The organism is Flavobacterium sp. LHD-85 (assembly GCF_030929595.1).
Lineage (GTDB): Bacteria > Bacteroidota > Bacteroidia > Flavobacteriales > Flavobacteriaceae > Flavobacterium.
The window spans coordinates 252,606-277,093 of sequence record NZ_JAVFVR010000006.1 but is presented as its reverse complement, the minus strand read 5'-3'; the positions used below and the strand labels follow the sequence as shown (position 1 = coordinate 277,093).

At 34.4% G+C, this 24,488-nt stretch carries 13 protein-coding genes; 5 read left to right on the top strand and 8 right to left on the bottom strand.

The genetic code is table 11. The features are described from left to right. Positions 1–19: 19 nt before the first annotated feature. The 8 genes from RB618_RS12815 to RB618_RS12780 form a co-directional block, all read right to left on the bottom strand. Positions 20–1,507, bottom strand: coding sequence for a PLP-dependent aminotransferase family protein (locus RB618_RS12815; RefSeq protein WP_308069081.1), 1,488 nt, complete (start codon positions 1,505–1,507; stop codon positions 20–22). Between the two features lie 146 nt (positions 1,508–1,653). Next, positions 1,654–2,925 (bottom strand): DUF5009 domain-containing protein, encoded by a 1,272-nt coding sequence (locus RB618_RS12810; RefSeq protein ID WP_308069080.1) that lies wholly within the window; start codon positions 2,923–2,925, stop codon positions 1,654–1,656. Between the two features lie 93 nt (positions 2,926–3,018). Further along, the gene (locus RB618_RS12805; RefSeq protein WP_308069079.1) at positions 3,019–6,015 is read right to left on the bottom strand and encodes a glycoside hydrolase family 3 N-terminal domain-containing protein; all 2,997 of its coding nucleotides are present in this window, start codon (positions 6,013–6,015) and stop codon (positions 3,019–3,021) included. 75 nt (positions 6,016–6,090) lie between these two features. Beyond that, the gene (locus RB618_RS12800; protein WP_308069078.1) at positions 6,091–7,599 is read right to left on the bottom strand and encodes a sodium:solute symporter; all 1,509 of its coding nucleotides are present in this window, start codon (positions 7,597–7,599) and stop codon (positions 6,091–6,093) included. A 345-nt stretch (positions 7,600–7,944) separates the two neighbouring features. After that, positions 7,945–8,772, bottom strand: a complete 828-nt coding sequence (gene murQ / locus RB618_RS12795) for an N-acetylmuramic acid 6-phosphate etherase (protein ID WP_281633445.1) — start codon at positions 8,770–8,772, stop codon at positions 7,945–7,947. Between the two features lie 300 nt (positions 8,773–9,072). Continuing rightward, positions 9,073–10,275: a DUF1343 domain-containing protein gene (locus tag RB618_RS12790; RefSeq protein WP_308069077.1), complete on the bottom strand. Its 1,203-nt coding sequence runs from the start codon at positions 10,273–10,275 to the stop codon at positions 9,073–9,075. A gap of 254 nt (positions 10,276–10,529) precedes the next feature. Next, positions 10,530–12,263, bottom strand: a complete 1,734-nt coding sequence (locus RB618_RS12785; protein WP_308069076.1) for a RagB/SusD family nutrient uptake outer membrane protein — start codon at positions 12,261–12,263, stop codon at positions 10,530–10,532. Between the two features lie 33 nt (positions 12,264–12,296). Then, positions 12,297–15,581 carry a TonB-dependent receptor gene (locus tag RB618_RS12780; protein ID WP_308069075.1) on the bottom strand — a complete coding sequence of 1,095 codons (3,285 nt, stop codon included), beginning with the start codon at positions 15,579–15,581 and terminating at the stop codon, positions 12,297–12,299. A 224-nt stretch (positions 15,582–15,805) separates the two neighbouring features. On the opposite strand from RB618_RS12780, the gene RB618_RS12775 reads away from it, so the two are divergent. From RB618_RS12775 to RB618_RS12755, 5 genes are all read left to right on the top strand, one after another. After that, a complete protein-coding gene (locus RB618_RS12775; protein ID WP_308069074.1) occupies positions 15,806–16,579 on the top strand; it encodes a DeoR/GlpR family DNA-binding transcription regulator in 774 nt (257 codons plus the stop codon). Positions 16,580–16,910: 331 nt separating this feature from the next. Next, a complete protein-coding gene (locus RB618_RS12770; protein WP_308069073.1) occupies positions 16,911–19,826 on the top strand; it encodes an FAD-linked oxidase C-terminal domain-containing protein in 2,916 nt (971 codons plus the stop codon). A 56-nt stretch (positions 19,827–19,882) separates the two neighbouring features. Beyond that, positions 19,883–20,710, top strand: a complete 828-nt coding sequence (locus RB618_RS12765) for an alpha/beta hydrolase family protein (RefSeq protein ID WP_308069072.1) — start codon at positions 19,883–19,885, stop codon at positions 20,708–20,710. Positions 20,711–20,964: 254 nt separating this feature from the next. Further along, the gene (locus RB618_RS12760; RefSeq protein ID WP_308069071.1) at positions 20,965–22,800 is read left to right on the top strand and encodes a PQQ-binding-like beta-propeller repeat protein; all 1,836 of its coding nucleotides are present in this window, start codon (positions 20,965–20,967) and stop codon (positions 22,798–22,800) included. Between the two features lie 202 nt (positions 22,801–23,002). Further along, entirely contained in the window at positions 23,003–24,484 is a 1,482-nt protein-coding gene (locus RB618_RS12755) for a family 10 glycosylhydrolase (protein WP_308069070.1), read from the top strand. The last annotated feature ends 4 nt before the right edge of the window (positions 24,485–24,488 follow it).

The following is a 24,488-nucleotide window of genomic DNA, read 5'->3' as shown; positions in this document are numbered from 1 at the left end:
CAGTAATTTAAAGTGTTTATTATTGTGTGATAATGGCAAGACATTCACTCAAAATAGCAATCGCTTTTTCCATTTCTTCTTTTTCCAAATTTCCGAATCCTAAACGTGTAGCGGTGAGGTTTTTGGTTTGGTATAAAATGGTCTTTGGCAGAAATAAACCCTGTTTGGAACATTCTTTTTGAAATTGCACCAGATTAAAATGATCCAGCCATTCGACCCAAATTGCCAATCCTCTTGGCGGAATCTTAAATTTGATTTTGCCTTTTAGTTTTTCATTAAGAATCGCAACAAAATGATCGCGTCGTTCTTTATAGATTTTTTTATTTTTTTTAGAAAGACGATGCACTTCGCCTTCGGTAATCCATTCGGTTAAAACTTGTTCTTTTATAACGTCAATTCTAGGTTCAAGAATGTTTTGATGCTTTTCTAGTTCTTTGATAAATTCGGCAGGAGCGGCCACAAAACCATAACTGAATCCAGATGGTAATGATCTTCCGAAAGAACCGATATAAACCACTTTTTGGTTGGAATCAAAAGCAGCCAAAGGCAAAACAGGATTATTATCGTAATGAAACTCAAAATCGTAATCGTCTTCTAGAATCACAAATCCGTATTGATTGGCCAATTCCAGAACTTCAATTCTTTTTTTAGCGCTAAGCGAAATAGTGGTCGGATAATGATAATTGGATGTTAAGTATAAAACCCTGATTTTGGTTGTTTCGCAGATTTCTTTTAAGCGTTTAGTATCAATTCCGTCTTCATTTACGGGAATAGAAATAATCTGCGCTCCCGTATTAGTCAATGTCATGTTTGACATATAATATCCCGGCGAAGCTACGATGACTTTATCGCCTGGAGTAATAAGTACCTTTGTAACCAGATACAAAGCAATTTCGTGACTGCTTGCCGTAAGAAGATTTGAAGTTGAAATACGAATTCCTCGCGTAAGATTCAGATAATTAGAAAAATGAGTTTTAAAATTCGAATGCGAACGCAGTTCTATCTGTTCGTAGGTTTTAGATGTTTTTCTTCTTTTTAATTTCGAAACATATAATCTGGCCAAAACATCGGTTTGAACCAATCGTAAATCCGGCATTCCGTCATTAAACTGATACGGAAGGTTACTGACTTCAATTGGACTTTCAAGAATAGTTGAACGCTGAAAACCAAAACCAATATTATCTTGAGATACATTTTGCTCTTTAGAGACGGTAAATTCAGCTTTGTTTTTTTGTTTTTGCTGAGATAAAATAAAAGTTCCTTTGTTCGGAAGTGTTTCAATCCAGCCTTGTGATTCTAAATCCTGAAAGGCTTTGATTAAAGTGTTTCGGTTAACAGAAAGTACTTTACATAAAATTCTGGTACCGGGAAGTTTGGTGCCTTCGGGAAGAAAACCTGTTTGTATGGCTTTGATAAATTCAAAAACGAGCTGCAGATAAATAGCAGTGCTTTCTTCTGGTTTAAGCTGAATAAAGCTTTTAAAAGGAATTTCAACCGGACTATCCATAATTTATAAACTAACACTTTTTATTAGTACGGCAAGATACTGCTTTTCTTAAAATTTTTAGAAAAAAGAAAAGTGATCTTTACAGAAGTGCTAGAACGATGACCAAATCAAACTATTAAGTCCGGATGAAATATTATCTAACTGACTTACACTTTAAAAATCAGTTTCTTTTTGTAGAAAATCCATAAGATAAACGACCAGAAAACAGCATAAGATAAAGCATAAGCGAGTGATGCATTTAGTGGGTTTTCAAAACAAGGAACAATTCCGTGGTTATAAATATATGCTTGAAGTCCAATTTCTTCTCCAGCTTTTTCAGGATCGGCTACTTTTATACCGCTTAAAACCCTCGGAATTATTCCAGAAAAGAAAAATACAATCATTGGGTTTACACCCCAAATCAGGAATAATTTTGTCCATTTTTTATGCCCTTTAATATCAATTATATAATACAAAAGCGTTAGACATATTGTTGCAATTCCGGCTGTGTATAAAACATAAGAACTTGTCCAAAGCGATTTGTTAATAGGGAAGAAGATGTTCCAAATTAAACCTCCAATTACTAAAGCAGTTCCCGCAATGGCGGTCTTTTTTACGATTTCCATTTTATCAACCGATAAATTTAATAACTGACCAATGTACATTCCTAAAATTCCGGTTCCAATGGCTGGCAAAGTACTTAAGATTCCTTCTGGATCCCAAGTTTTAGACGATGCCCATAAATGTCCGTTTAGAAGTGTATCGTCTATCCAAGCGGCAAGATTGGTTCCTTTGTCGAAATTGGCAGGACCAAATCCAGGAACGGGAACAAAAGCCATTACAAGCCAATATCCAATTAAAAGAGTGGCTAAAACTAAAAGTTGTGTTTTTAAATTAGTCTTTAAATACAATATTGAAGTAAAGAAATACACAATCGCAATTCGCTGCAAAACGCCTGGGATTCTCGTGTCTTCAAAATGTTCAAGTCTGCTAAATGATAGAGAAATAAGAATTAGAAATACACCAACGGCAAGAATGGTTTTGACTTTCATTGAGAAGTTTCCTAAAAGCGCGTAAGCAACTGCAAAAGCAATTATCAATCTTAATCCTAATAACGGAATTCCTTCCAAGCCAAATAAATGGATTCTGCTGAAAACGCTTAAAAATAATCCTAAACAGAAAATTCGAAGCGAGCGAACTAAGATTTTATTGAAAACACTTCCGTCAAAATGTTTTACAGGCATTGCAAACGGAATTGCAGTTCCCATTATAAAAACAAAAAACGGGAAAACTAGATCAGTAGGCGTACAACCATGCCATTCGGCGTGTTCTAGGGGCGGATAAATAGATGACCAGCTTCCCGGATTATTGACAATCGTCATTAAAAGGATGGTAAATCCTCTAAAGACATCGAGTGAAGTTAAACGTTCTTTTGTCATTGGGTTTATATTTTAGATAGTTAGATTTTTTTTTAAAGAAGAAAGAAGCAAGAGGAAAGATTTTTTATGCTCTTTTAGTTTGGAATTTGGAATTTATTTGATAATTGCATCTTGAATTATTTGTTGAATTTCTTCTCTGATTTTTCCTTTGGCTAATTTGTTTTCGTCATTCACTACTTCTGGATAGGTTCTGTTGGATAGGAACACATACACAATTTCGGTTTCTGGATCTGCCCACGCCATGTTGCCTGTAAAACCTGTGTGACCAAAACTTGCTTCAGAAACACAATCGCAGGTTGGTCCGCCTTTGTGTACTCTTTTATCAAATCCTAAACCTCTCAGGACACCTTGATTTTTGTAATAACAAGTATTAAAAGCATCGAAAGTTTGTGGAGAAAAATATTGAATGCCACCGTAATTTCCTTTTTGCAGATAAAGCTGCATCATTTTGGCTACATCCATTGCATTAGAAAAAATTCCTGCATGACCTGCAACTCCGCCTTCCATTGCTGCGGCCATATCGTGCACATAACCTTGAATTATCTGATGTCTGAAATAATTATCAATTTCGGTTGGAGCGATATTGCTTTTGTCGAATTTATCTAAAGGATTGTAAAGCGTATTAGTCATTCCTAATGTGCTGTAGAAATTTTCTTTGCTTAGATCTTCTAGTTTTTTATGTGTTTTTCTTTCTAAATATTCTTTTAAAATGATAAAAGTAAAGTCGCTGTATTTGTATTCTTTTTTTAGTGCTACAGGACTTTCGGCAATGATTTTCATAATGGTATCATGATAATCGTTTCGAATGTAAAGGTTCTCAGCAACTTTTGTTGTAAAACCAGTTTCAGCTACTTTACGATAATATTTTTCAGAAGGCTGATTATTGCTGTCTAAAGTTGCTTTGTAAAACGGAATCCATGCCTGAAGTCCTGCGTAATGATTTAATAGATCTTTGAAAGTGATGTTTTCTTTGTTGGTTTTAGCAAAAAACGGCAGCATGTCTTTCAGTTTAGTATCTAGCTCTATTTTATTTTTATCGTACAATTGCATCACATTTGGCAATGTCGAAATCATTTTTGAAATTGAAGCCACATCGTATAAATCGGTATCTGCGACTTTTTTTCCGTTATCGTAAGTTTGCGCTCCATACGATTTCTGAAAAATAACATTTCCTTTTCTAGCCACCAAAACCTGCATTCCTGGAGCCATTTTTCCGTCAATTGCTTTTTGTGCTACAGCATCTATTTTAGATAAAATCGCTGGATTCATATTTACATTTTCTGGAGCTGTAAAAGCCAGACGATTTAGTTTTTCGGTAGTCAAACCATCATTCACATGGAAAGCATCATTTATAGAAACAGGCAATTTTCCTTTGGCTTCAACAGCACCAAAAAGCAATCCTGCCGAAACAACCTGACTGATATCTGAGTTTTGATAGGAAACTACCAATCCTTCAATATCATCAAAATTGTTTACTGATAATAAAGAATATGGTTTTGCAAAAATGTCTAAAATTACATTGTTGTGTTTTGCAATTTCTTTCAACCAAAGCATTTCTTGCAGGGTAAATTCTTGTTTTTCCCAAGCTTTATTTACTTTGTGGTAACTGATAATAACCTTGTCAAATTTTCTCAATTCTTTATTCAGACTGTCAAGATTAGTGTCTTTAACTTCTGTGATTTCGGTATATTTTTTCAGCGTAGAAATAAAAGAGCTGTTGATATCTTCACCCAGTTTTATGTAGGCAATTTTTTCGCTTAAATCTTTTATTGGAAGAATTTCTTTTTCGTTTTTTAAAACCGTAATGGCATTTTCATACAGTTTATAATGCAAAGCATCATTTTGCGACGGATTTAAATCATTATATAAATTATTTAAATCAATCGGCTTGTATTTATTTAATCCTGCTTTGTATTTAAAATGAAGAATTTTTTTAACAGAATGTGCCAATCGTTCTTCCGTAATTACTTGCGTATTGTAAGCCTCTTCTAATTTCTGAAAAGCAACTGGAACATTTTCAGGACACAATAAAATATCATTTCCTGCTAAAAGAACTGCGATTTCCAAATCTCCAGGGCCTTTAAAATTGGCCGCGCCTTTCATCGCCAAACCATCTGTAAAAATCAATCCGTTGAAACCTAATTCTTTTTGAAGCAGATTGGTAACCACATTATAAGAAGCCGAAGATGGACAGTTTGGCTGTGATTCTAAACTTGGGATATTAAGGTGCGCCACCATTACAGAAGCCAAACCTTCGTCGAATAATTTTTTGTACGGATATAGTTCGACTAATTCCATACGTTCTTTAGAAAAATTAACGGTAGGCAAGGCATGATGCGAATCGGTTGAAGTATCGCCATGTCCAGGAAAGTGTTTTCCGGTACAGAAAACGCCATTTCCTTGTATTCCTTTCATTAAAGCAAGGGCTTTTTCGGTTACATTGACTTTATCTTCGCCAAAAGAACGGTTTCCGATAATTGGATTTTTCGGATTGGTGTTAATATCCAAAACAGGAGCGAAGTTGAAATGAACGCCGATTCGTTTGTTTTCGGCTGCCATATTTTTCCCCACATTTTCAATTAAACTTAAATCTTTAATGGCGCCCAAGGTCATATTCCAAGGATAACGATAAGTTGAGTCCAATCGCATAGCTAATCCCCATTCAGCATCGATTCCGATCATCAAAGGAACTTTTGCTTTTGACTGATATAAGTTGGTTAATTTCGCCTGACGAACTGGTCCGCCCTGAAAGAAAATAACGTTTCCTATTTTATAATCTTCAATCAATTTACTGATCTGATTAACGTGTACAGAATCTTTATTGGAATAGGCAGAAACCATAAACAATTGCCCGATTTTTTCCTGTACGGTCATTTTATTGTAAATGCTGTCAACCCAAGCTGTTTCTTGATCAGAATCTTTAAAAAAAGTTTTTTTATCTGAAGTGTTTTTTGGTACGTAAACAACAGTGTCTTTTAAAGGGATATCCTTTTTAGCATCTGCTGCACCATTATTTTTTTTGGATGCGCAATTGGTAATTAAAAATATAAAAGCGGCGTATAAACTGATTTTTATGAATGAATTTTTCATATAATTTTTTTTAAAAATCAATTTGAGTTTAAGAGCATTAGATTCAAATTGACTCATCAATAGTATTAAGCTGAATTAGAAACTTATTTCTTTTTCACTGCGTGAACTGGTAATAAATAATCCTAAATAAGTAATTAATCCGTTTAGTATAATTAATTCATTATCAAAAACATATCCTGCAAATAAAACTTTAGAATATTCATTGATGAAATACGTGAATAATGGAGAAAGCAAACAGATAAACGGAACCAGTTTGTCGTTTACATGTCGTGATTTTTGGAATAAACCAAAAGCGTATAATCCTAATAATGGACCGTAAGTGTACGAAGCAACCTTAAAGATCATTCCAACTACCGAACTGTCATTGATTGAATTGAAAATAAGGATGATGAAAAAGATTAAAATAGAGAAACTGATATGTACTAAATGTCTAATTTTTACGGTGTTTTTTTTATGGCTGTTTTCTGCTTTGTCCATACCTAAAAAGTCAACACAGAAAGAAGTTGTTAAGGCTGTTAGGGCAGAATCTGTGGTTGCAAAAGTGGCAGCAATAATTCCCAATAAGAATACAATTGCAGGAATTAGCGCTAAGTGATTTAAAGCAATTTCAGGGAAAAGTAAATCGGTTCTTGGTTTTCCTGTAATTAAATCAGTAGGAACAGCAATTCCGTTTTTATTTGCATAGATGTATAAAAGCGCTCCAACACTCAAAAAGAATATATTGATTACAACAAATATTCCTGTAAAAGTGAACATGTTTTTTTGTGCTTCGCCAATGTTTTTACAACTCAAGTTCTTTTGCATTAAATCTTGATCCAAACCTGTCATGGCAATGGTTACGAACATTCCGCCCAGAATTTGTTTTACAAAATGGAACTTGCTTCCCATAAAATCATCAAAGAAAAAAATCTTAGAGTAGTTGCTGTTTTTTACTTCTTCAAATGCGGTTATTGCACTTAAATCCATTCGGTCGCAAATAAAATAAATCGTAAGGAAAACAGAAGTTACCAAAAAGAATGTCTGCAAAGTATCTGTAATAATAATCGTTTTTAATCCGCCTCTGTACGTGTAAGAGAAGATAAGGAGCAACGAAATTAGAACGGTAAATGCAAAAGGAATATGATAAAAATCGAAGACAAAACGCTGTAAAACGATTACCACCAAATACAATCTGAACGCTGAGCTGATAGTTCGGCTAATTAAGAAAATTGAAGCCGCTGTTTTATAACTGAAAAAGCCCATTCTTTGCTCGATATATCCATAAATCGAAGTCAAATTCATTCGATAATATAAAGGCAGTAAAAGCTTTGTAATGACGATAAATCCAAGGGCATTTCCTAAAACAAATTGAAAATATTTAAATTGTTCACCACTTGGTGCGCCAACTTCTCCGGGAACAGAAATAAAGGTTACTCCAGAAAGAGCCGTTCCAATCATTCCGAAAGCTACTAAATACCATTTTGAATTTTTATTGGCAGTAAAAAAAGCCTCATTTCCGCTGTCTTTTCTGCTGACTCTGTGCGATATATAGAATAATGTTCCGAAATAAATGATAATAAGGAGAAGGATGGTACTTGGTGTCATTTTATAGTTTTGGTGATTTTTGGTTTTTATTAATTATTTAAAGCTATTGGCTGCAATTATTTTAACACATAGAAACATAGTTTTTTTTCAAAATTTTTAAAAAGGCGTTTCACTAATTTAAGTTAACATAGGTTGCACTATGTGTGGAAACTAGTTTCTTTTATTTTCTTTTTTTGACACAAAAATTTATGTTTCTATGTGTTAAATATAAATGAGAAGCTGTTTCTTAATTAGACCTAACAGGTTTAACAAACCTGTCAGGTCGGTGTTAAAAATTCCAAAAAATGAATTTATCCAGTTTTTGAATTTGTATAAATCTATAAAAAGATTTTGATAGTGAGGTTTTTAGTTTTCCTGATTTTTGGTGTGCGCCAATAAAACAGCTCGTACACTTTTATGTTTTTGCAATAATTCGTCGGCTGCCTCATATTCTAAATCAAGTTCTTCCATTATCATTTTGATAGCACGTTTTACCAGTTTTTCGTTAGACAGCTGCATGTCGACCATTTTGTTGCCTTTTACTTTTCCTAGTTTGATCATTACCGAAGTAGAAATCATATTTAAAGTAAGTTTTTGAGCTGTTCCTGCTTTCATTCTCGTGCTTCCTGTTAAGAACTCAGGACCTACAATTAATTCAATCGGATAATCGGCTTCTTGAGCAATAAGCCCATTGCTGATGCAAGAAATACTTCCTGTTTTGATGTTATGTTCTTTGGCTTTTTTAAGCGCTCCTAAAACGTAAGGTGTATTTCCAGAAGCTGCAATTCCGATAATCATATCTAAACTAGAAATTTCAAACTTAGCCAAATCTTTCCATGCTTGTTCTGTATCATCTTCTGCATTTTCAACTGCTTTTCTAATGGCTGTATCTCCACCTGCAATAATTCCGATAATCATATCATGCGGAACACCGAAAGTTGGTGGGCATTCTGATGCATCTAAAATTCCGATTCTGCCAGAAGTTCCAGCTCCTATATAAAATAATCTTCCGCCCAGCTGCATTTTTTTTACAATGGCTTTAACCAGTTTTTCTATTTTAGGAATTTGCTCTTCAATAATATGCGGAACTTTTTTGTCTTCTGTATTAATGTTTGTAAGAAGTTCTTTCACGCTCATTTGATCCAAGTCTTTGTACAAAGATTCTTGTTCAGTTTCAGGATTTTTATTTTTCATTTTTCTTTTTTTTTGATTTTCGAAACCGCAATTCTTCGAATTTCAGGTTTCACTACTTTACATTAATAGTTTGATATTTTTATCTAGAATGGAATTTAATTTTAAAACATAGAAACACAGGTTTTGATTTTGTTTAAAAAGGTAACCAATCTTTAAAAATTCAACCAAAGAGAAATACATTTCTGCACATAGCAATATATATGTGTGTGTTTATGCTAATGAAACGCTTTTTGTAAGTCTATCAAAGTCTATGTTTCTAGTGTTTAAAAAATTAAGTCTAAGAGAACTGAATTAGAAATTTTATTTATAAATCAGATATTTTGTTCGCATTTTTTTGAAAGCTTCTAGATCTTTCTGCCATGTTTTTCTGATCTCACTTTCAGAAACACCATTTTCAATTTGTTGCTGTAATTTTTTTGTTCCAGCCAATTTGGTAAAAAATGCATTGAAGAATTTTGTTTTATCGCTCGTATTCTGATAAGCTTTAATAAGCCATTTCAATTCTAATTGTTTCAATTTAGGGTAAGCGGTCAAATCTTCACCAAAACATTCTTTTCCATTGTATAAAGGATCTTTTGCGCCAAAATTTGGTTTCGGAGTAAAACTGAAATTAGTTTTGGTTAAATATGGAGAACCGTAGATTTGAAATTGTTTTTCAGTTCCGCGTCCCATACTCACATTTGTTCCTTCAAAAAGACATAGACTTGCGTATAAATTTATAGACTGGTCATTTGGTAAATTTGGAGATGGCTTTACCAATAAACTGTATGGCATTGTTCTTTTATAATCTACACAAGGAATTACGCTTAGTTTACATTGAGCGCCATCTTTTAGCCATTTTTCTCCGTTTACCATTTGAGCATATTCCCCAATTGTCATTCCGTGTAGGAGCGGAATTGGGTGCATGCCGACAAAACTGGTAAATTCTTTTTCTAAAAGTGGCCCGTCAACAATAGAGCCATTCGGATTCGGACGATCCAAAACAATAAGCGGAACGTTATTTTCTGCACAAGCTTCCATTACATAATGTAAAGAAGAAATGTAGGTATAGAATCGTGCTCCTACATCTTGTAGGTCAAAAATCATGACATCAATTCCAGATAACTGCGCTGGTTTTGGTTTTTTGTTATCGCCATAAAGCGAAATAATCGGCAAGCCTGTTTTCGGATCTTTTCCGTCAACGATATGTTCACCGGCATCGGCTGTTCCTCTAAATCCGTGCTCGGGAGCAAAAATAGTCTGAACAGTAATTTTTTTCTCCAATAGAAAATCAACCACATGGGTTTTGTTGGATAAAATTCCAGTCTGGTTGGTTACAATTCCGACTTTTTTATCTTTTAATAGGGGAAGATATTTTTCGTAATTGTCAGCTCCCGTTTTTATAGCAGCATTATTGATTTCTGCCGAAATAATAGTTTTATTTGGCTGAATGGCTGCTGAATGTGACGTAGCATGAAACAGAAATGCTGTAACAAAAGCACTTTTTGCTATAAATTTTATCATTTTAATACAGTTATTAGTTAGAGACAAAATGGACTAATAAAATTAAGATTTTATCGGAGTATATGAATGTTTTAGGCAGATTTGGGGAATCTAAAAACTAACAAGATATAACCTGCATGAATCAGGATTAATTTTTCTATTTGACCTTTTATCGGTCACAATGTGTCTAAAAAAGAGTATTTTAAAATACTGCCTCCGAAAAGTCTCACGTCGGAGGCAGTTGTATTAGATGCGGTTTTTCAGTTTTTACCGAATTACCAGCCTGGATTTTGTTTTAATTCTACACCTTCTGCAGCGTATAAATTGATGTCATTTGTTGGAATTGCACTCAAGTAATTTTTTGGAGATACAAATAATCTTGACACACCAGCAGCATAAGGAATTACGTATCCTTCTGCGTTTACTTTTGTTTTAGAATTAGTTCCTATTAGAGCTACTATTTTAGCTCCTAAAGCAACATCAGGATTAGCATTTGTGTCTAGGTAATCTCCTTTTTTCCAACGCATCAGATCTTCTTTTCTCATGGTAGTCCAGCTCATGAACTCGATTCTGCGCTCACGACGAATCTCCCATATAATTGGATTAACAATTCCTGAAATTTGTTCTAATGCTGCTGTTCTTTGTGGATCATCTATTTGTACTCCTCCAACACTAGCATTTGTGCCATCTGTCGTCAAAGTAGCAATTCCTGCACGTGTACGAACTTTATTAATAGATAAATTAAGATCTGCAGTAGTGATAGCTCCTAATTCTGCACAAGCTTCAGCATAGTTTAAATAAACTTCACTTAGTGTGAAAACTGGGGCGTCAATTTGATTTTGGCCAATTGTTGAAACCTCTGTACCTGTTGTAGCAGGATTGTTATATAACTGGAACACATAACCAGTAATAGATGTCAAACCAGTATAAGGTTTATCAGAATAAGCATAATCTACATTGCTAAATGCTTTAGCAAATCGAGGATCTCTGTTGGCAAAGGTATTTGCAATAGTGTTATCTCCTAAATATTGAGTATTGCCAGCTTGTTTGATTGGCAGTCCATTGGTAGTTACATAACTTTGTGCAGCAAATTTTGTCAATCCGTTTTGAACAGTAGAGGTATTTGTATAGGCTTGTACAGAATTTCCTAAAACACCTTTGATATATCTCTTTGTCAAGATTACTTCAGCATTTCCTAATAATTCGACAGAATTATAAAGTGATTTCCAGTCTGCGTTTAATTTGTACAAACTATTGTTCATTACTGCTAAAGAAGCTTCTTTTGCTTTCTGAAGATAAGCATTTCCATTTTGCTCTCCATTGTATTTTCTGTAAGTTCCTTCACTTAAACAAACGCGGCTTAATAATGCATAAGCAGTATATTTATTTACAGTGACATTGCTGTCGTCAACGTTTAATAACATCGGAATTGCTTCTTCCAAATCTTTAATTACATTATCAACAACTTCTGCTCTTGATAAAGCTGGCTTATATACGTTAGCATCACTTTGAGCTAAATATTCATTTGTATAAGGAACATCGCCAAACTGCTGTGCTAAACGGAAATAAGTATGCGCTCTAAAGAATTTAGCAACACCTATGTAATGATTTTTCTTTGTCTGATCCATTGGTACATTAGGTACTCTTACTAGCATAAGATTGCAACGACGAACCAAAGTGTAGTATTCGTTCCAGTTTGCATTAGTTGCATTTGGAGCCGTTGGAAAGTTTGTAAAAACGTTATTAGCTAGGTTGTCATCTATTAACCCTGTTCCTGCATGGAAGTAGAAGTCAGCTGTAGTACCTGCATTATTTCCATAACCATTAAAGGTATTGTAGTTCAACCAAGAGAATGTTTTTACGTTATTTTCTGAAGTCCAAAAATTGTCATCTGTAAAAACATCTTCAGGTGGTGTGTCCAAAAAATCTGAACAGCTAACTGTTACACTTGCAATAGCAAACAAGGCAACTGTTAGTTTTATCCTAGAGTTTGTTATATATTTTCTCATTTTGATTAATTTTTTAATTTTTAAATACCTTTTTTAGAAAGCAAGTTGAATACCAAATGATATCGTTTTAGAATAAGGGAAAGTTCTTCCCCATGCCGCTTCAGTTTCATTAATCTCAGGATCTACTGGCAATTTACTGCTTTTCCAAGTCGCTAAGTTTAAGCCAGAAACGTACGGTCTAATTTTATCGATTCCGATTTTTTCAGTAATGCTTTTAGGAAAAGTATATCCAATCGTTACTGACTTTAAACGTAAATAAGACATGTCTAATAAATAACGTGACTGTGCCACAAAGTTGTTAGATCCAGGCGCATAAGTTCCAAAAGCGTTTCCAGCATGGTTAGGGTACGGATTAGGGAAATAAGCATCTGTGTTTTCTGATGTCCAGTAATCATTCTGGTTTACATACATAGCATCTGTTCTATTGTAGAATGGTAATACTAAATCAGAAGTCGCCCAGTATTCACGTTTACCAACTCCTTGAAAGAAGGCATCAATGTCAAATCCGTATAAAGCACTTCCTAAACGAATTCCATATTGGTAACGAGGAGTTGTATTACCAATAACTTTTAAATCTCCCGGTTTAAGAGCTGTTCCATCACCTCTTGAGATTACGCCATCGCCATCTAAATCTTTATACATTACATCTCCAGCGCCAAATTTAAAAGCACCTGTTCTAATATTTTTATAATCAACACCATTTACGATTAATCCAGTTGCATCAATTTGATCTGTAGTTTGAATCAAACGGTCTGTTTCTAATCCCCAGATTTCACCCAATTTTTGACCTGCGTAAAAAGATGAAGTTGAGATCAGTTTAGCAGAGTTGTTCCATTCTGTTACTTCAGTAGTATTGTCTGAAAGGGTAAGATCTGCATAAACACTAATGTTTTGGTTTATTTGTTTGTTAAAGTTAAGCGCAAGCTCCCAACCTTTTGTTCTTAAATTTCCTGAGTTTGTATTAGCTGCAGCCTGACCAAATGAGCCTGGAAGTGTTTTACCTGGAGCCAACATTCCTTTGGTGTCTCTTTGATAATAGTCAAAAGTTAATCCAAGCATATTAAAGATACGAATATCGATACCAATATCTTGAGTAGTTACTTTTTCCCAAGTTAAATTAGGATCAACATTTGATGGCTGATTCACAGTAGGAGGAATGGTTGTGCCACTTCCTATCCAATAAGGGTTAGGATTAGTAGTAACATTAGTCATAACAGGTAAAAAGGCATTGTTAGCAATATTCTGATTTCCAATTGAACCAACAGATCCTCTAATTTTCAAATCATTTAACCAGCTTTTTGTACCTTCCATGAAAGCTTCTTCCGAAATTCTGTATCCAACAGAAGCAGAAGGGAAGAATCCCCATTGCTCATCTGTAGGGAATTTTGACGAACCGTCATAACGTCCGTTTACTTCCAAAAGATATTTTCCTTTGTAGTCATAATTTACACGTGCAAAGAATCCAGCAATGGCATATCTTGATAAACCTGGATTTAAGATATCATTAGCCACAAGAGGCGCGGTAAATTGATCACCAATAGCTAGATTAAACTCTGGTTTGCTTTTGTCTAAAAGTGTATTTCTACGAGCATAAGTTCTTTCTTGATCGTACCACTCCGTGTTTAAACCTCCTAATGCTTTAAAGTTATGGTTTTCACCCAATGTTTTAGTATAATTTGCATAAACATTGGCTACATTTCTAGTGTAAGATGTTTTGGCTTGTGCAACAAAATCGTTTGCAGTTTCCATAGATGTCGGTTTGCCCGCAACTAAGTCAGCAGCACTTGTCCACCAGTCCCAAAGTGGCACTTGACCACCATTCATTTTAAGGCTTGAAAAATTAGTATTGATACTGTATTCTCCAATAAGATTAAAGTCTTTTGTAATTTGAGCAGTAAGTTTTCCGCTTATCCTCATATCATTTGACTTATTCTCATTTTGAGATGCGTTTGCCATATAACCTGGCGCATGTCTGAAATAGGTGCCATTGTAAGTACCGTAAGGGAAATAAGAACCCCAACGCATGTAGTATCCAAAATATCCATTTCCAGCCGTATCAACACCATTGTTATAATAGTTAAAAGGAGAATTATATTCTTGGAAAGTTCCCAATACTTTAAAATCTCCAGTAAGCCAGTTTGTTAATTGAGTAGTCATACCCATATTAAGACTGAATCTTTGATTGGTTTCTGTATTAATTTTCATTACACCATCTTGATTAGCAAGACCTAACGAAACAATAAACGAACTTTTTTCTCCCAAAGAACCTTGAGCTGATAAATTATGAAGCGTTTGTATAGAATTCTTTTTTAGCATTTCGTCATGCGGATTCCAGATTCTATAAAAATATTCTCTGCCGCCAATCACGTCAAAATCCTCTCCTAAAATCATGTTTTTATTATTAGGATCTCTTGTTGCAGCATATTTTTCTTTCCAGTTAATAATACCTGGCAATAATGTTTTGTAGTTCATACCAAAAGACTCTGGATTGGCATTACCCGCTCTAGCTTGTGCCTCGATCATTGCAGGAAGCTCAACTGTAGGATCATTAAATTGAACCAAAGAAATTGGGTTGCTAATACCAGTATTTACGCTATAAGCAAATCGTACTTTACCTTTTGCATTTTTACCGCTTTTAGTGGTAACTAATATAACTCCAAATGCAGCACGTGCACCATAAATAGAAGCAGAGGCCGCATCTTTAAGAACAGACATCGATTCTACATCTTCTGCATTTAATAAAGAAAGGTCACCTGGAACACCATCAACTAAAATAAGTGGCGATCCTGAAACCTCTCCGTTTACAATAGTTCCTGCTCCACGAATATTAATTTTTGATTGTTTACCGATACTACCTGAATTGTAAGTAATATTAAGTCCAGGAGTAGTTCCCTGTAAACCTTTTGTAATATCTGTAACAGGAATGCTTCCTAAAGCTTTTTTAACATCAACTTTAGCAACTGCACCAGTAAGATTAGCTTTCTTTTGCGAAGAGAATCCCACTACAACTACTTCATCTAACTTTGCAGCGCTTTCTGTCATATCAATGTTGATTTTATGTTGTCCCTCAACTTTCACTACTGCAGTTTCAAAGCCCATGTAGCTAAAGCTAAGGCTTCGTCCAGGAGCAACACTAATGCTGTAGTTTCCATCAAAATCTGTAGTTGTGCCATTTGATGTTCCTTGAATAAGGACACTAACTCCAGGAAGAGGAAAGCCATCCTTCTTGTTTTTTACAGTTCCAGTAACCGTTTTTGCTTGTCCAAATGCTGCTTGAATGCACAAAAACAACACCGAAATAAAGAGTAATTTTTTCATGATTAATCTGGTTTTTTATGGTTGTTGTGAGCAAATATATCTATTTATTGCATATAAATGCATTATTTATTGTTTTTTTTCGAAAAATAATTTAAAAACCGCAAAATAATGCAAGTTTTAATAAAAAATTAGAATCTGAATTATTCAAAAAATCTTTCATGTGCATTATTTTGCAGTTTTTAAGCTCTTTTCTGATATGGAATGAAATATTTGATATATTTGTGATGAATTTTAACTTTTATAAAAAAATGCTGAAGGCTGAAAGACAGAAATATATAATGACTAAACTTATTGAAGACCAGAAAGTTGTTACAACAGATTTAGCTTTGGCTCTCGATTTGTCTGAAGATACCATAAGAAGAGATTTGAATGAATTGGACAGCAAAAAGCTGTTAGAGAAAGTATACGGCGGCGCGGTGCAGGTTAAAGAAAAGTCTGCAAATGTCTTTGATATTGCAATAGCTGCAGAAGAACAGAAGAAGCAAATCGTAACAAAAGCATTGTCTCTTCTTCATGACGATCAGGTTATTATAATGAGCGGTGGAAGCACTAATCTGGTTTTTGCAAAGTTAATTCCGGCCGATTTAAAAGCTACAATATATACGTATAGTTTACCGATAGCCATGCAGTTGTCTCAGCATCCAAATATCGATTTGATTTTTATTGGCGGAAAAATGCAGAAAAACGCAATGGTAACAATAGGTATGGATGTAATTCAGGTAGTTTCTAAAATTAAAGCCGATATTTGTTTCATTGGTGCCAGCAGCATTAATATAAAACAAGGACTTACAGAAGTAGGCTATGAAATTTCAATTGTCAAAAAAGCAATGATAGAAGCTTCTGATAGAGTGGTTTCTATGTTTGCTTCAAATAAATTAAACACCAAAATGCCTCATGGTGTATGTGATCTTACGCAACTGGATACGATTGTAACGGAATTAGATCCAGAAGATGAAAAACTAGATGAATATAGGAAATCTGGAGTCTTTATCTTATAATTTTAAACTTATCCAATGTAATTTTTGCGTTTTGTTGCGTTATTGTAATTTTGTTATGTTAAAAAACGCAAAATAATGTATTTGTATGCTTTTTGTATCTATATTTGTTAAAACTAATTTTATTAGTCAGATATATTTATGAAAATCATTCTTTCATTTGCTTAGCATTTCTGTGTCTGCATTTGAAAAAAAGTTCAAAGCTTTTAAAAGGAACTTTAATAAATATTGAATTCTAATAAAATTTAGAATGTTTTGTTTTTACTGATTAGCTTTTCGCGAAGTGCAGAAATAAAACATGTATTAAAGAACCAAAAGCAATAGAACCAATTAAATGTCCGATTCTCTCCAATTACAAGAATTAGAAACTTCCTTAGAAGGAACTCTTTTTTATGATGACCTTCATAAAAAAATATACGCCACAGATGCCTCTGCTTATAGAATTATGCCTCTTGCCGTGGCGATTCCAAAATCAGAAAATGATATTGTAAATATTATTCGTTTTGCCTCAAAAAATAAAATTTCAATAACACCACGAACAGCAGGAACATCTTTAGCAGGCCAGACCATAGGAAGCGGAATCATTGTCGATGTTTCTAAACATTTTAATAAAATTGTTTCTTTTGATCCTAAACAGAAAACCATAACCGTTCAGCCTGGAGTAATTCGTGATGAACTGAATTTATATTTAAAACCGCACGGACTCTTTTTTGCACCAACTACATCAACAACCAATAGATGCATGATTGGCGGAATGGTCGGAAATAATTCATCGGGAACAACTTCAATTCGTTACGGTGTTACTCGAGATAAAATTGTAGAAATAAAAGCCGTTTTGAGTGACGGAACGACCGCAGTATTTAAAGATTTAACTTCTGAAGAATTTATCGAGAAAACAAAAGGGGATTCTTTAGAAAACAAAATCTATAAGACTATTTACGAAGAACTTTCGAACAAAGAAAATCAGGAAGAAATCTTAAAAGAATTTCCAAAACCAGAAATTCATAGGCGAAATACAGGTTATGCAATTGATATTCTTCTGAAATCAAAACTTTTTTCGGGAACTGAAGATACTATCAATTTAGGAAAACTCCTTTGCGGAAGTGAAGGGACTTTGGCATTTACGACAGAAATCACTTTGAAAGTAGACGATTTGCCGCCAGTAAACAATATTATGGTTGTGGCGCATTTTCATACCATTCAGGAAAGTTTAGAAGCCGTTGTCACTGCAATGAAACATCATTTGTACACCTGCGAAATGATGGACGATACAATTTTAGACTGTACCAAAACCAATAGAGAGCAGGCTAAAAACCGATTTTTTATTGTGGGCGAACCAAAAGCAGTTATTATGCTTGAAGTTGGATCGCACATTAGTATGGAAGATGTCGAAATTCAAGCCGATGCTTTGATTAAAGATCTTCAAATTAATGGTTTCGGATATGCATTGCCAAAAATCTACGGAACCGATATCGACAAAGTAAACGAAGTAAGAAAAGCAGGTCTTGGGCTTTTAGGAAGTATTGTGGGCGACGATAAAGCAGCCGATTCTATTGAAGATACTGCGGTTGAGTTGAGCGATCTTCCTAATTACATTGCCGATTTTGCGGCGATGATGGAAAGACACGGGCAAAGTGCGATTTATTACGCGCATGCTGGAGCGGGAGAGCTGCATTTGCGTCCCAAGATAAATTTGAAGACAAAAGAAGGATTGCATCAGTTTAGAAATTTATCTACTGAAGTAGCGCATTTGGTGAAAAAATATAGAGGTTCGTTAAGCGGTGAACATGGCGATGGAATTCTGCGCGGAGAGTTTTTGCCGTTTATGATTGGCGATAAAAACTACGAACTGCTGAAAAGAGTAAAAAAAGCATTTGATCCGAACACGATTTTGAACGTTGGAAAAATCGTAAATGCTTCGAAAATGGATGAAAACCTTCGTTTCGAAGCAGGACGAATAGAGCCTGAAATAAAAACGATTCAAGATTTCTCGGATAGTTTAGGGGTTTTGCGCGCTGCCGAAAAATGCAACGGCTCGGGAGATTGTCGTAAAATGCCATCAGCGGGTGGAACTTTATGTCCGAGTTATCGTGCGACAAGAAACGAAAAAGATACCACACGTGCTCGCGCCAACGCTTTAAGAGAATATCTGACGAATTCTGAAAAAGAAAATAAATTTGATCACGAAGAATTATATAAGGTTTTTGAATTATGCGTAAGCTGTAAAGCCTGTGCGAGCGAATGTCCGAGTAATGTGGATGTGGCAACCTTAAAAGCAGAATTTTTATACCAATACCAAAAAGCAAACGGATTTTCTTTCCGAAATAAAATATTTGCTTTCAATTCGAAATTGAATGAATTGGGAAGTATTGCGCCATCTATCACCAATTGGGCATCCAATCTTTCTTTCGTTAAAAAGAGAATGGGAATTGCGCCAGAAAGACAAGTGCCATTATTGGCTCCAAAGACATTTAGAAAATGGTACGAAAAGAATAAAAAACGTAACATAAACAGCTCTTTTGAGAATGGCAGCGTTTATCTCTTCTGCGATGAATTTACCAATTATTATGATGTTTCAGTCGGAATTGATGCGTACGAACTTTTAACAGAATTAGGTTACAGAGTAATTGTAATCGATCATGAAGAAAGCGGAAGAGCTTTTATTTCAAAAGGTTTTCTGGAAGAAGCGCAGGAAATTGCGAATAAAAATGTCAATACCTTTAAAAATATAATTTCTGAAAACACACCTTTAATCGGAATTGAGCCTTCGGCAATATTGACTTTCAGAGACGAATATATCCGATTGGTTTCAGATAAAGAAAGCGCGGAGAAATTAGCTAAAAATACTTTTACGGTTGAAGAATTTTTCAAAAGAGAAATTGCAAACGGAAAAATTCACGCAGATCAATTTTCTGAAAAAGAAAAAAATATCAAAATTCATGGACATTGCCATCAAAAATCATTGAGTAGCGTAGAAGCTTCTTTTGCGATGCTTAATCTTCCAAAAAATAATACCGTTACGATTTACAATTCGGGTTGTTGCGGAATGGCGGGTTCATTTGGGTACGAAAAAGAACATTACGAAATCAGTATGAAAATGGGAGAAGATACTTTGTTTCCGAAAATTAGAGCAACAGAATCATCAACCGAAATTGCAGCTGCAGGAACCAGTTGCCGCCATCAGATTTTTGATGGAACTAGTAGAAAAGCCTTGCATCCAGTTACTATTTTGAAAGATTGTCTGAAATAATTTTTTGTGTTTTCCTTGTACTTTTCGGAAATACTATTTTTTAAAAAACATCAATTATGAAAAAAACGATTTATTCAATCTTATTACTGCTTTTTGTTTTTGCAGCCAAAGCGGCTAAGGTTGACACTTTGCAGGTTTTTAGCCCTTCGATGCAGAAGAATATTAAAACTTGTGTGGTAGTTCCAGACAGTTATAAAAAGAGCAAGAAAGCATTTCCAGTTGTTTATTTGCTTCACGGTTACAGCGGAAATTATAGATCTTGGGCAAAAGATTTTAAAGAACTAGGAAAACAAGTTGATCAATATGGTTTTATTGTGGTTGGTGTAGACGGGAATTATTCAAGCTGGTATTTTGATAGTCCGATAGATCCGAGTTTTAAATATGAAACTTATGTTGTAAAAGAATTGGTTCCATTTATTGACAAACAGTACAAAACAATTGCAGATCGTAAAGCAAGAGCTATTTCGGGTTTGAGCATGGGCGGACATGGTGCTTTGTATCTGTCATTCAAACATCAAGATGTCTTTGGCGCGGCAGGAAGCATGAGCGGAGGAGTAGATTTTCGTCCGTTTCCTGAAAATTGGGATATTAAAAAACGATTAGGTTCAATTACAGAATTCCCAAAAAACTGGAATAAGAATACCGTTACCAATATGTTAGACTTGGTAAAAGACAATAAATTAAAACTGATTATTGACTGCGGAGTCGATGATTTCTTTATGACAGTAAATAGAGAGCTTCATGCAAAAATGCTGGATCTGAAAATAAATCACGATTATATAGAACGCCCAGGCGAGCATAATTTAAAATATTGGGAGAATTCCCTAAAATATCAACTGCTGTTTTTCTACAATTATTTTAATGATGCCGAAAAAACACAGTAAAGGTTAAGTGTATTGCCATTTTGTTGATTATGGCAAGACATAAATTTTGGTTGGTTATCCTAACAGGTTTTCTAAACCTGTTAGGTATTTTTTTAGCCACAGATTAAAGGATTAAAAAGATTTTTTCGTCACAAATTATGCGAATTGCTCCGAAATAATCTCTATGAGAAAAAATTACAAAGATGCATCGTGGAGACGCACTGCAGTGCGTCTAACATAAAGTATACAATAATATATAATATAATAAAATTGCTATGAAACATATCTTTTCAAGAATACTATTGCTTTTTATAATTGCATCTGGTTTTTCTCAAAATACAGGAAAATCAGAAAATATCAAATTTGTACAACTAACAGATTTGCACGTTTCAGTGGGAAACGACAATGATTTTTTATTGCAGAATATCGTAAAAGAAATCAATAATTCAGATTTTGAATTTGCAATTGTAACTGGAGATTTGACCAATCGTGGCGCTGATGATGAGCTAAAACAAGTGAATTCTATTCTTTCTCAATTAAAGATTCCATATTATGTAATTTCCGGGAATCATGAAACCAACTGGAGCGAAAGTGCCGGTTTGACTTATAAAAAGATTTTTGGCGAAGATCGGTTTGTGTTTTCAAAAGGTGATTATGTTTTTATTGGCTTTCCGTGTGGACCTTATATGAAAATGGGAGATGGCTTTGTGAAACACGAAGATGTACTTTGGCTGGATAAAACCTTAAAAGAAAACCTTAAAAATAATAATAAAAAAGTGCTGAATTTTGCTCATTATCCGTTAGATAACAGCGTGAGCAATTACAAAGAAGTGCTTTCTGTTTTAGAAAAATATCCAACAGTTGCTACTTTTTGCGGCCACGGGCATACTTTAAGAAAATATAATTTCTCTGGTTTGAGCGGCATAATGGGAACTTCAATTACTTCATTAGACGGAAAAATAAAAAGTTATAATCAAGTAATTATCAGCAAAGACAGCATCAGTATCTATCAAAAAGAAATCGATAAACCTGGAGTTTTTAAATTTTCAGTGCCATCAAAACCATCAAAAATTACAATTCCGAAAGATAGTGTTGCATTCCAAACTCCTTTTATAAAAGATATTGCTTCTATTTACTCGCTTCCTGCATTCGATAAAAAGAATCTTTATTTTACGAATTCAATTGGTGAGATAAAATCTATAAATCTTAAAAATAAAGCTCAAAATTGGAAAACGGAAACAGGCAATTCAATTTATTTTTCGCCAATAATTGTAAAAAATAATTTAGTTATTGGTACTATAGAAGGAAATTTATTAGGTTTTGATACACAATCAGGAAAACAAAAATGGACTATTCCCGTTGGCGGGGTTTTAGTAGGTTCGCCAATTGCAGAAAACAATAAAGTGTATACCGCGAGTTCTACAGCGTTTATTTGTGCAGATGCTGTAACTGGAAAAGTAATCTGGCAGAATAATTTACCAATGTCGTATTCGCAAGGAATTCCATTGATACAAGGAGATAAAATAATTTTTGGAGTTTGGGATTCGTATGTGTATTGTTTGGATAAAAATACAGGAAAACTGATCTGGAAATGGAATAATGGCAATGATAAGCAAATTTTATATTCTGCTGGAAATGTCAATATGGTTGCATCAAAAAACAGACTTTATTTTGTTACGCCTCAGCGTTTCTTAACCGTTTTGGATATTGAAACAGGTAAAACCCTTTTAAGAACTCAGAAATGGAAAATTAGAGAATCAATGGGGAAAAGCCAAGACGGAAAATGGTTTTATGGCAAAACAATGGAGGGAGAACTGGTAAGAGTTCCTCTTAATGATGATATTGAATTGACCGAAGAAAGTTTTGTGAACCAAAGCAAAGTCCTGGATTTAAAATGGGGTTATGAACATAATCCTGCAGGAATATTAGAAAAAAACAATAAAATATACGTAGGAAGCCGAAAAGGCGAAGTTGTAATTGTTGATGCCACAAAATTTGAAATCATTAAACAAATTAATTTGGGAAGTTCAAGTATAAATGGCTTTACACTTGATGACAAAGGACAAGCTTGGGCATCACTTATTGAAGGAGGGATATTTTTGCTGGAATAATTTTTTAAGTTTTTTTTCTCTAACATAAAAATTTGCTCGCAAAGTCGCGAAGTCGCAAAGTATTATTAAGGCTTTAAAAAAAAACTTTGCGACTTCGAGCCTTTGCGAGATTAAAATAAAACTTTGCGAACCTTGCGTAAATCTTAGCGAACTTTGCGGTTAAAATATTCAACAACAATTAGCTAACCAAAAATACAACCTTATGAAAAGTCTAAAATTACTAATCCTAATACTACTGATTCAGACCAAAATTTTCAGTCAGCAATCTCCAAAAAGAGAAATGCGCGCAGCGTGGATTTCGACTGTAGATAATATCGACTGGCCATCAAAACCGGGATTATCAGACAAGCAGATGAAATCTGAAATGATTATGATTTTAGATAATCTAAGATCGAATAATTTAAACACCGTAATTTTTCAAATTCGCCCAACTGCCGATGCGTATTATAAATCCACAAAAGAACCAGCATCGCATTGGATAACCGGAACTCAAGGCGTTGCACCAGGTTTTGATCCGTTGCAAATGATGATCGATGAAGCAGGAAAAAGAGGAATGAATGTTCATGTTTGGCTAAATCCATATCGCGTACAAAAAGATACTTTAAAAGATGTATTGACTAAAACACATTTATTTTTTAAGAAACCAGAATTATTTTTAACATACGGAAAATCAAGATATTTTAATCCGGGTTACAAAGAAACAAGAGATTTCGTTTCGTCTGTAGTGGGGGAAATAGTTCGAAATTATGATATTCAGGCTGTTCATATGGATGATTATTTTTATCCGTATAAAATTGAAGGACAAGAGTTTCCTGATGATAAAGCTTTCGCTAAAGAACCACGCCAGTTTAAAGACAAAGACGATTGGAGAAGAGACAATGTTGATTTAATTATCAAACAAATCAGAGATACGATTATTGCCAATAAACCAGAAGTCGAATTCGGAATTTCACCTTTTGGAGTATGGAGAAATATTGCCAAAGATTCACAAGGTTCTAATACAAGAGCAGGAGCAACAAATTATGATGATTTGTATGCTAATATCTTAAAATGGCAAAAAGAAAACTGGATCGATTATGTTACGCCTCAAATATACTGGCATATTGGTTTTGACAGAGCCAATTTTGAAGTTTTGGCAAAATGGTGGGCAGAACACAAATATGGTGCAAATGTTTACGTTGGCCATGGCGATTATAAAATTTCAACTTCGGCAAAAGAACCAGAATGGAGAAGTCCGGATCAAATTGTAAAACAGATAGAAATGATTCGAACAATGCCTCAAATCGACGGTTCGATGCATTTTACAGCAAACTCATTTTTTAAAAAAGGAGATACATTAAGAAATGTTCTCGTACAAAAGCCATACAAGTACATTGCATTAACACCTGAAGCAAACAGAATTACCAGATTAAAACCAGAACCACCAACAAATGCAGTAATTACGAAAAAAGGCGACAAAGCGGTTTTAACTTGGAAAGCAGCTTTAAACGATAAAAAATATGTGATTTACAGATTTCCAAAAGGAAAAATAACCGATTTCTCAAATCCTTCGACTATTTATTATGTGACAACGGCTCTAAAACTAGAAGTGCCAAATGCCGATTTGGAAAACTACGTTTATGCGCTCACTGCTTTGAGTCAGACCCAAACGGAAAGCAGTCCGATTGAATTTTCAATAAAATAAAATA

Bases quoted from the DNA above. Each gene is read 5' to 3' on its own strand.
- RB618_RS12760 (WP_308069071.1), top strand. From the start codon at position 20,965: ATGAAACATATCTTTTCAAGAATACTATTGCTTTTTATAATTGCATCT.
- RB618_RS12765 (WP_308069072.1), top strand. From the start codon at position 19,883: ATGAAAAAAACGATTTATTCAATCTTATTACTGCTTTTTGTTTTTGCA.
- RB618_RS12755 (WP_308069070.1), top strand. From the start codon at position 23,003: ATGAAAAGTCTAAAATTACTAATCCTAATACTACTGATTCAGACCAAA.
- murQ (WP_281633445.1), bottom strand. From the start codon at position 8,772: ATGAAAAATAAAAATCCTGAAACTGAACAAGAATCTTTGTACAAAGAC.
- RB618_RS12810 (WP_308069080.1), bottom strand. From the start codon at position 2,925: ATGACAAAAGAACGTTTAACTTCACTCGATGTCTTTAGAGGATTTACC.
- RB618_RS12770 (WP_308069073.1), top strand. From the start codon at position 16,911: ATGTCCGATTCTCTCCAATTACAAGAATTAGAAACTTCCTTAGAAGGA.
- RB618_RS12815 (WP_308069081.1), bottom strand. From the start codon at position 1,507: ATGGATAGTCCGGTTGAAATTCCTTTTAAAAGCTTTATTCAGCTTAAA.
- RB618_RS12800 (WP_308069078.1), bottom strand. From the start codon at position 7,599: ATGACACCAAGTACCATCCTTCTCCTTATTATCATTTATTTCGGAACA.
- RB618_RS12785 (WP_308069076.1), bottom strand. From the start codon at position 12,263: ATGAGAAAATATATAACAAACTCTAGGATAAAACTAACAGTTGCCTTG.
- RB618_RS12805 (WP_308069079.1), bottom strand. From the start codon at position 6,015: ATGAAAAATTCATTCATAAAAATCAGTTTATACGCCGCTTTTATATTT.
- RB618_RS12775 (WP_308069074.1), top strand. From the start codon at position 15,806: ATGAATTTTAACTTTTATAAAAAAATGCTGAAGGCTGAAAGACAGAAA.
- RB618_RS12790 (WP_308069077.1), bottom strand. From the start codon at position 10,275: ATGATAAAATTTATAGCAAAAAGTGCTTTTGTTACAGCATTTCTGTTT.
- RB618_RS12780 (WP_308069075.1), bottom strand. From the start codon at position 15,581: ATGAAAAAATTACTCTTTATTTCGGTGTTGTTTTTGTGCATTCAAGCA.